Genomic DNA, 9,314 nt, shown 5'->3' on the forward strand with positions numbered 1-9,314 from the left:
ACACCTCAGCGCAGTTTAAGGACGGAAAGGGAAATGATGGCCAGAAGCACGGAAATGATCCAGAACCGGACGATGATCTTGGATTCCGGCAGGGGATGTTCCCCCTTCTGGAAATGATGGTGCAGCGGCGTCATGCGGAACAGCCTTCTGCCGTGCGTGGCCTTGAAGAAGCCCACCTGCATGATGACGGACACCGTTTCCATGACGAACACGCCGCCCGCCACGATGAGGATGAGTTCCTGCTTGCAGAGCACGGCCAGAAAGCCCAGCACGCCGCCGAGGCTGAGGGAACCCACATCGCCCATGAACACCTGTGCGGGGAAGCAGTTGTACCACAGAAAGCCGAGCCCCGCACCCATGAGCGCGCAGCAGAACACCGTGACCTCGCCCACGCCCGGCACCGCAGGCACCTGCAGGTACTGGGCGAAGTTCGCATGGCCCGCCACATAGATGAAGATGGCGTACACCATGAAGCACATCACCGCGGGCAGTATGGCCAGGCCGTCCAGCCCGTCGGTGAGGTTCACGGCGTTGGAGGAGGCGATGAGCACCACCACGGCGAACACCACATAGAACACGCCGAGATCGGGCATGAACTGCTTGAAGAAGGGCACGGAAAGCTTGCTGGAATAGGCCGGTTCCATGAGCAGCAGGCTGATGGCCACCACCGACACGGCAATGAGCCCCAGCATCTTGGCGCGGGGGGAGAGGCCCTTGTTCTCGTGATGGCGTATCTTGGTGTAGTCGTCCACGAAGCCCACTGCGCCGAAGCCCACGAACACCAGCATGGTGAGCCAGATGTACACGTTGGAAAGGTCGGCCCACAGCAGGGTGGACACGATGGCCCCGGCCATGATGAGCAGCCCGCCCATGGTGGGCGTGCCCGCCTTGGCCTGATGTTCCGGCACATAGGAGAGTATGGGCTGCCCCACCTTGAGGGCCGTGAGCTTTTTCAGAAACCACGGGCCGGTGAGTATGGTGAAGAGCAGGGCGCAGATGAGCGCCCCCGCCGAACGGAAGGTGATGTAGCGGAACACGTTCAGCAGGGAGACATCCTGACTGAAGGGGACGAGCAGGTTATAAAGCATGGTTTTTCTGTTCCATGAAAAGGGTGACGAGGCGTTCCATACGGTTGACGCGCGAACCTTTGAAAATCACAAGCCCCGGGTGTTTTTCCCCCCGGGTCTTTTCCCAGCGCTCAAAGGCGGGAAGAAAATCCCCCGCTTCGGAAAAGGCGGCGAAAAATCCGGGAAAATCAAGGCTTTTCAGCCCCTTTTCCACCTGCTCGGCATGTTCTCCCGTCCAGAACACGGCCTTGCAGCCGGAGAGGGCGAGTTCCCTGCCGAGCCTTTCATGCTCTTCTTCCGCCACATCGCCGAGTTCCCCCATGGCGCCCATGACGCAGACAAAGTCCCTGCCGCGGGCAAGTTCCGCCGCCGCCTCAAGCATGCGCCGGGCGGAAAGGGGGTTGGCGTTGTAGGTGTCGTCGATGACCGTCCAGCCCGGCAGTTCGTGCCGTGCGAAGCGCTGGGCGGGGAAGGGGGCCTCTTCCACGCCTTTTCGTATCTCTCCGGCATTCAGGCCGGAAAGATGGGCCGCCGCCGCGGCCGCAATGATGTTTTCCGCAGCGTACGGGCCGGAAAGGGCGCAGTTTACGGTGAGCTCTTCGCCGTCGAGCCACAGACGGTAGTTTCCCCGGCCCGTTTCGTCAAGTCCAAGATACTCCGCCCTGTAGGGAACGTCCGCTCCCCTGATGGAAAAGAACACGGTGTCGGGCCGCAGGGCGAGGGCTTCGCGGGCGAGGTCGTCGTAATCGGCGCTCACAAGGGCCCTGCCGCCCGGAGCGATGTGGGCCAGAAGGCGCGATTTGTAGTAGGCCGTGCCCTTGTCCCCGAGGCCCAGGCTGTGGCCTGCGCCCACATTGAGGATGATGGCAAGATCGGGCCTGAGCATCGGGCCGAGTTCGTCCATGTCGTTGGGGTGGCTGATGCCCGCTTCCATGACCCAGAAGTCTTCGTCGCCGTCGGCCGCCAGCATGGAGACGGGCATGCCTATCTGCGAGTTCAGGTTCATGCGGTTTTTCGCCGTCTTGCCGTGCACGGACAGAATGTGGGCCAGCAGTTCCTTGGTGGTGGTCTTGCCCGCCGTGCCGGTGATGCCGATCACGCGGCCGCTGAAGGCAAGGCGCCAGGCATGGGCCATGCGTCCGAGGGCCTCCACGCTGTTTTTCACCACGAGCACCGGGGCGGGGGCTTCGCCGTGGAAGGGGTCGCGTTCGGCAAGCACGGCCGCGGCCCCTGCCCTGACGGCGGCGGCTGCGAAATCGTGCCCGTCGACCTTTTCACCGGCAATGGCAACAAAGATATTGCCCGGAGAAACCTGCCGGTTGTCCGTACATGCTCCCGTGATGGTCACGGAAGAAGGATAAAGCACCGTGGCCTCTGCGTGCCTTGCGGCCTGTTCCAGCGTCATCTGCACGAGATCAGCTCCCTGAGTATTTCCTGATCACTGAAGTGATGTTTCGTGGTTCCTATGATCTGATAGTCTTCATGTCCCTTGCCCGCCACAAGCAGGGCGTCGCCGCTCTGAAGCAGGCCCACGGCCAGTTCCAGCGCCTTGCGGCGGTCGCTTTCGCGGTAGACTTGCGCGGCCTTTTCCAGCCCGGGCATGATGTCGTCGATGATGGCTTCCGGGTCTTCCGTGCGCGGATTGTCGGAAGTGACGATGGCAATGTCGCTCATCTCGGCCACGGCCTCGCCCATGAGCGGGCGCTTGGTGCGGTCTCTGTCGCCGCCGCAGCCGAACACGGTGATGAGGCGGGAAAAGCGCGCGTCGCGCAGGGTCTTGAGCACATGGGTGAGCGCGTCGGGCGTGTGGGCGTAGTCCACGAATACGCCGGTCTGCGCCCCGGCCATCCATGCGGCGGAAGGCACGACGATGCGTTCCAGCCTGCCCGGAACGCCCGCAAAGCCGGAAAGGCACTGCAGATCTTCCACGGAAAAGCCCATGCTGAGGGCGATGCCGCATACCGTGCACAGGTTGTTGGCGTTGTGCAGGCCGATGAGCGGGCTGTGCATGACCCAGTCGAGCCGCTCCTCGCGGTTCTTCTGCCAGTAGAAGTGCAGGGAAAGGCCTTCGGTGTCGGCGCGGCGCACGTCGGCCAGAAGGAAGGGGCGGCCCGCCAGAGGCGTGCGGATGCCGACGCCGAGCGCCTGGGGAAATTCCTCAAGAAGCCGGTGGCCGTAGGGATCGTCGTTGGTGATGACCATGGCCTTGCTGCGCAGGGGAAAATCCGCAAAAAGCGCGCGCTTGGCCTGGAAATAGTTTTCCATGGTCTTGTGGTAGTCGAGATGGTCCTGCGTGAGGTTGGTGAAGGCCACGGCGCTGAAGTTGATGCCCGCAATGCGCTTCTGGTCGATGGCGTGGGAGGAAACCTCCATGATGACGGCCTTTGCCCCGGCCTCGCGCATGTCCTTCATGGCGCGGTGCAGGGTGAGGCATCCGGGCGTGGTGAGGGGCGCGGCCTCCTCATGCCCGGGCCAGCGGTAGCTTATGGTGCCGAGTACCCCCACGGGAATGCCCTTGGAACGGTAAAGATGTTCCAGCAGATAGGCGCAGGTGGTCTTGCCGTTGGTGCCCGTGACGGCGATGACGGGGATGTCGCTGTTTTCCGTGCCGAAGCGCGCGGCCGCCAGGGTGCCGAGCATGGCGCGCGAATCCTCGCACAGCAGCCAGGCATGTTCCCGGTCGCCCTTGGTCTTCAGGTTCATCCGCTCCACGCTGCGGGCGGGAGCCACCACGGCCCAGGCCCCCTTGTCCAGCGCCATGCGGATATGGGTCGCCGTTTTGCTGCGTTCCCCGGGAACGGCGGCGGGCAGGGCCACGAACACGTCGCCCTGTTCCACAAGGCGGGAATCGGTCTGAATATTGCGGGTGCACTTGCGGAGTTCTTCGCAGAGCTGGGCGGGGGTGATGCGCATGGATTTACTCCTTTGCGGCGGAAGGGGAGGTTTCGGAATCGGGAGGCGTGTCGGTGAGCCACACGGTACAGGTGCTGTCTTCGTTGATGCGGCTGCCCGGTGCGGGGCTCTGCCTGAGCACGAAGGTGCCGCTTCCTTCCATGGTGGGGATGATGCCGCGCGCGACGCAGGTTTCTATGGTCTTGCGCAGGGTAAGGCCCCGGAGGTTGGGCATGAGGGTGTTGTCGGCAAGGGCCTTTCCGGCCATTTTCTGGGCGCGTTCGCGTTCCTTCCTGGCTTTTTCTGCGCGGTATTTGGCGAGGTTGGCGAGGTAGATGGCGTCTTTTCTGCGCTGTTCCCTCTGGGCGGGGGTGAGCGCTCTTTCCTTGGCCTGTTCGGCCATGGCAAAGGTGACGTCGGGCAGATAGCCGTTGTAGGCCAGCGTGCGGGAGGCCACCTTCTGGAACACGGGCGCGGCGATGGCGCCGCCGTAGCCCGTGGTGGTGGGTTCGTCGAGCATGACGTAGATGACGTAGCGCGGCGCGTCCGCAGGCACGATGCCGCCGAAGGAGGCAAGGCGCTTGCGGCTGTAGCCGCGGCCGGAATGATCGGCCTTCTGGGCCGTGCCGGTCTTGCCCGCCACCCTGAGGCCCGGAATCCGGGCGCGGGTGCCCGTGCCGTTGCCGTCCACGGTTTCTTCCATCATCTTGAGCACGGTGCGCGTGGTTCTCTTGGAGAAGATGCGCTGGCCCGAGGCGTTGTCGCTCTGGCCCGGTTCGTTCATCACCAGGCTGAGCGGCCGGAATTCCCCGCCGTCGGCCAGAATGGTGTAGGCCTGAAGCATCTGTATGCCGGTGACGGAAATACTCTGCCCGAAGGAGGTGGACATGAGGTCAAGCTCGCTCCAGTCGCGCGGGGCACGCAGAATGCCCCGGCTTTCGTGGATGCCTATGCCCGTTCTCTGCCCGAAGCCCAGCCTTGCAAGGTAGGAATGGAACTTCTGCGTGCCCAGCATGAGCCCTATCTTGGCCATGCCGATGTTGCTGGAACGGGAAATGATTTCCGTGGCCGTGAGTTCGCCGTAGGCGTGGGTATCGTCGCGTATGGGCGCGTAGCGGGTGCGCCACACGCCGTTTTCGCAGAAAATTTTGGTTTCCGGCGTGACGAGCTTTTCCTCCAGGGCCGCGGCCATGAGCAGGGGCTTGAAGGTGGAGCCGGGCTCCAGACTGTCGCCGGAGAGGCGGTTGCGGTAGAGGGCGGAACTGGCTTCCCGGTAATTGTTGGGATTGAAGAAGGGGTACTGCGCCCAGGCGAGAATTTCGCCGCTCTCCACTTCGGAGACGAGAACCCCGCCCCAGCGCGCGCCCGAGGAGCGCACGGCGTCGGCAATGACGTCTTCGGCAATGAACTGCACCTGCACGTCGATGGTGAGGTGTATGTCCTCCCCGCGCTGTTCCGAAGGTTCCTCCTTCTGGTTGAGGATCTGTTCCGCGGCGTTGCGGGACACGCGGCTTTTCACGCTGGTGCCGCGCAGTCTGTCGTCGTAGGCGAGTTCCACACCTTCGAGGCCGTGGCTGTCCACGCCCACGAAGCCCAGCAGCTGCCCCGCCAGATGACGGTAGGGGTAGACGCGCTCGAACTCGCGGGAAAGACCGATGCCGGGAATGCCTTCCTTCTGAATGGCTGTGGCCGTGGCGTCGTCCACCTTGCGGGCCAGCCAGATGAAGGCCTTGTTTTTGCGGAACACGGCGGCGAGGTCGGCGGGGCTTCGCTTCAGAAGCGGGGCGAGCCGTTCGGCCGCGTCATTGATGTCTTCCATGACGCGGGGGTTCGCGTACACGGACTGGCAGGCCACGCTGCGGGCCAGCACGCGGCCGTTGCGGTCGAGAATGCTGCCGCGCGCGCCTTCGATCACCTCGGTATAGGTGTGCTGGCGTTCGGCCATTTCGCTGTATACGGGGCCGAGCAGCACCTGCACCTCGAAGGCGCGGAACCACAGAAGCAGCCAGCACACGATGAAGAGCGCCGCCGCATAGTGAAATCGCTGCCCGAGCAGCCAGGCCCACCGCGCGCGTATGCGCGAGAACAGCCCTTTGCCTTGGGTGGCAGAGGGCTGACTTGAGGGGAGGCGACGGTTGGCGCGCCGCCGCCCCGGCATGCGGGACGACGACGAGGAAGAACTGTTCGGGCGCATGGGGCTATTTGTTCCTGCCTGGGTTGATACGGCGGATCTGGCCGGGGTCGGCCATGCTCATGCCGAGCTGCTCGGCGGTTTTTCCGAGGACGTAGGGGGAAAGAAGGCTGTCGCGTTCCACTTCCAGCTTGGCGACGTGGGCGCGGGCGGAGTCCGTCTGCCTCTGCATCTTCTGGATGGTATAGGCCGTGTCGCTCCTGTCGATGCTCAGCCAGGTGAGGGCCACGCCCATGATGAGGCTGAACAGGATGGAGACGATGAGCATGAGGAACCAGCCCCCGGAACCAAGCGTGGCGGTATGCGAATTCATGACAGCTCCTCCTTCTTGAACGGCGGCAGTTTTTCCACGACGCGGAGCTTCGCGCTGCCGGCTCTGGGGTTGATGAGAAGTTCGTCCTTTCCCGGGACGATGGGTTTTTTTGTCAGGAGGCGCACTTCGGCATGGTGGTTGCACACGCAGCGCGGAAGGTGCGGCGGGCACAGGCAGTCGGTGCTCCAGGTGCGGAATCGCTGTTTGACGATGCGGTCTTCCAGCGAATGAAAGGTGATGATGGCCAGCCTTCCGCCCACGGCGAGCCGGGGCAGGATGGCGTCGAGAAAGCGTTCAAGCTGACCGAGTTCGTCGTTCACCACCATGCGTATGGCCTGAAAGGTGCGCGTGGCCGGGTGGTTGCGCGCCGTTTCCCGCCATTTGGCGGGGTAGGCGTGCCAGACGATGTCGGCAAGCTGCCCCGTGGTTTCGATGGGGGCCTTCTGCCGCGCCTCCACAATGGCCCGGGCGATGCGCGGCGCCTGCGGATCTTCCCCGAAGGTTTCGATGATGCGGCGCAGGGTGTTCACGTCGGCCATGTTCACCACCGTGCGCGCCGATTCCGTCCACGGTTCCCGCCCCGCGTGGGAAAAGCCGCCCATGTCCATGCGCATGTCGAGCGGCGCGTCGCCGTGCAGGGAAAAGCCGCGTTCGTTCACGTCGAGCTGCAGGGAGGAGACGCCTATGTCCAGAAGCGCGCCGTCCACGCTTTCCCAGCCGAGGGCGTCCAGCGCGTCGGCAAAGGAGGCGTATTCCAGGGAGAAGAGGCGGCAGTGGTCGCCGTAGGGCTCAAGGCGTTTCTGGGCGCGCACAAGGGCCTGCGGGTCTCTGTCCAGTCCGCAGAGGAAGGCCCTGCCGCCGCTTTTTTCCATGAGGGCGGCCGAATGCCCGGCAAGGCCCAGGGTGCCGTCGAGATAACGGCCTTCAGGGCGCGGGGCCAGAGCTTCCAGCACTTCGGGCAGAAGTACGGAAACGTGCCTTGCGTTTTCGGCAGTGACGGGAGAGGCGGATTCAGGACGATGAGGCATGGCGAAAAGGGGCTAGAGGGAAAAATCAATGCCGCTTGCGGCAAGTTCTTCCGTGACGCCTTCGAGATGTTCCGGCGCCATGGAAGCCCGGAGCGCGGCGGGATTCCAGATTTCAAAACGGTCCACAAGACCGAGAACGGTGGCCTCCCTTTCCAGCCCGGCATAGGCGCGGTGATCGGGAGAAAGCAGAATACGGCCCTGGGCGTCGGGCGTGTGCTTTTCCGCCCCGCCTATGACCAGGCGGCGGAAGGCGCGCACGCGCGCGGAAGGATTGGGGATGCGCATGAACTTCTGTTCAAGTTCCGTCCAGTCCCGCCAGGAAAACGCCACGAGGCAGCCGTCGTAGGTGGTGAGGACGAAGGAGCAGGAGGACGGGTCTGAAGATTCCGGAGCCGCCGCACTTTCCGCCGTGAGGGCGGAGCGCAGTTCCGGGGGGAGCATCAGACGACCCTTCTGGTCGAGGTTGCGGGAGAACCTTCCTCTGAACACCATAGCGCGTTTCCACTTTGTGCCACTTTTCCCCACTTTTTGCCTATAAAAGAAAAACTGTCAAGGCCGGAGGAAAGATAATGAAAAGCAACAGGTGAATATCACAGGAAAAATCAGAAGTGTTACAAAAAACGGGAAAATCGGCGCGCAGCATCGGCGTTCAAAAGTCCCTGCGGCGGGGAAAAGGCCCCCTTGTGCGCGTCGCGGCCTTCCCGGGAAGGCGCGGGCGGAAAAAAGCCGCGCAGAAGGGCCCTGCCTTCCCCTTTTTCCCACGTCAGGCATGGGGGAGGGCTTTTTTTTCGTTTTTTTCGTTCCTGCGGGGAAAGGGAGCGGCTTTTCCCCCTCTTCCGGAAAGGCGCGGGCATTTTTTTTGGGGGGGGGCACAGCCTTTCTGCCCCCCCTTGTGCAGGCCGCTCCGGGCATGGAGGAGGAGCCGCCCCCGGCGCAGGGGGGAGAAAAGCCCCGCAGGGTGGGAAAAAGGGGAGGGATTCCGTTCCGGGGCGCGGGGAGAGGCCTGTGCCCCGTTTTTTCCCCGGCGGAGCACGCTGAGGGCCGAAGGGGGCAGGATTTTTCCCCGGCAAGCAGGGCTCTTTCAGTAGAGGCATGGGGGATAGGGCAACAGCGCCCTCCTTCCCCGGCGGGCAGGGCGCTTTTCATGCGGAAGGTCTGTCCTGCGCCGGAATCTGCCCGGGATTTTCCACTCACCGGCGCTTTTCCGCTCCCTCCAGCAGGGGACAGGCCCTGAGCATGGCGGCAGGCCTTCCCCTTTTTTCCATGTCAGGCATGGGGGAGGGCTTTTTTTTCGTTTTTTTCGTTCCTGCGGGGGAAGGAGCGGCTTTTCCCCCTCTTCCGGAAAGGCGCGGGCATTTTTTTGGGGGGGGCACAGCCTTTCTGCCCCCCCTTGTGCAGGCCGCTCCGGGCATGGGGGAGGAGCCGCCCCCGGCGCAGGGGGGAGAAAAGCCCCGCAGGGTGGGAAAAAGGGGAGGGATTCCGTTCCGGAGCGCGGGGAGAGGCCTGTGCCCCGTTTTTTCCCCGGCGGAGCACGCTGAGGGCCGAAGGGGGCAGGATTTTTCCCCGGCAAGCAGGGCGCTTTCAGTAGAGGCATGGGGATAGGGCAACAGCGCCCTCCTTCCCCGGCGGGCAGGGCGTTTTTCGTGCGGAAGGTCTGTCCTGCGCCGGAGCCTGCCCGGGATTTTTCCACTCCCCGGCGCTTTTCCGCTCCCTCCAGCAGGGGACAGGCCCTGAGCATGGCGGCAGGCCTTCCCCTTTTTCCCACGTCAGGCATGGGGGAGGGCTTTTTTTTCGTTTTTTTCGTTCCTGCGGGGAAAGGGAGC

Annotated in this window: 7 protein-coding genes; all 7 read right to left on the reverse strand. The window is 63.6% G+C overall.

What is annotated here, in order from left to right; translation table 11 throughout:
* Positions 1-5: 5 nt before the first annotated feature.
* The 7 genes from mraY to Q0K07_RS07800 are packed head-to-tail and all read right to left on the reverse strand — an operon-like array spanning position 6 to position 7,983.
* Positions 6-1,088: a phospho-N-acetylmuramoyl-pentapeptide-transferase gene (mraY, locus tag Q0K07_RS07770; protein ID WP_294558264.1), complete on the reverse strand. Its 1,083-nt coding sequence runs from the start codon at positions 1,086-1,088 to the stop codon at positions 6-8.
* Positions 1,078-2,472 carry a UDP-N-acetylmuramoyl-tripeptide--D-alanyl-D-alanine ligase gene (murF, locus tag Q0K07_RS07775; protein WP_294558274.1) on the reverse strand — a complete coding sequence of 465 codons (1,395 nt, stop codon included), beginning with the start codon at positions 2,470-2,472 and terminating at the stop codon, positions 1,078-1,080. The genes mraY and murF overlap by 11 nt, the downstream gene beginning before the upstream one ends.
* Positions 2,469-3,980, reverse strand: coding sequence for a UDP-N-acetylmuramoyl-L-alanyl-D-glutamate--2,6-diaminopimelate ligase (locus tag Q0K07_RS07780; RefSeq protein WP_294558266.1), 1,512 nt, complete (start codon positions 3,978-3,980; stop codon positions 2,469-2,471). The genes murF and Q0K07_RS07780 overlap by 4 nt, the downstream gene beginning before the upstream one ends.
* A 4-nt stretch (positions 3,981-3,984) precedes the next feature.
* Complete coding sequence (locus Q0K07_RS07785) at positions 3,985-6,153, reverse strand: penicillin-binding protein (protein ID WP_294558268.1); 2,169 nt, start codon at positions 6,151-6,153, stop codon at positions 3,985-3,987.
* Positions 6,154-6,157: 4 nt separating this feature from the next.
* The gene (locus Q0K07_RS07790; RefSeq protein WP_294558271.1) at positions 6,158-6,463 is read right to left on the reverse strand and encodes a hypothetical protein; all 306 of its coding nucleotides are present in this window, start codon (positions 6,461-6,463) and stop codon (positions 6,158-6,160) included.
* On the reverse strand, positions 6,460-7,491 hold the full coding sequence (rsmH, locus tag Q0K07_RS07795; protein ID WP_294558272.1) for a 16S rRNA (cytosine(1402)-N(4))-methyltransferase RsmH: 1,032 nt from the start codon (positions 7,489-7,491) through the stop codon (positions 6,460-6,462). The genes Q0K07_RS07790 and rsmH overlap by 4 nt, the downstream gene beginning before the upstream one ends.
* Before the next feature lie 12 nt (positions 7,492-7,503).
* Positions 7,504-7,983: a division/cell wall cluster transcriptional repressor MraZ gene (locus Q0K07_RS07800; RefSeq protein ID WP_294558273.1), complete on the reverse strand. Its 480-nt coding sequence runs from the start codon at positions 7,981-7,983 to the stop codon at positions 7,504-7,506.
* Positions 7,984-9,314: the final 1,331 nt, after the last annotated feature.

Source organism: uncultured Mailhella sp., from assembly GCF_944324615.1.
Taxonomy (GTDB): Bacteria; Desulfobacterota; Desulfovibrionia; order Desulfovibrionales; family Desulfovibrionaceae; genus Mailhella.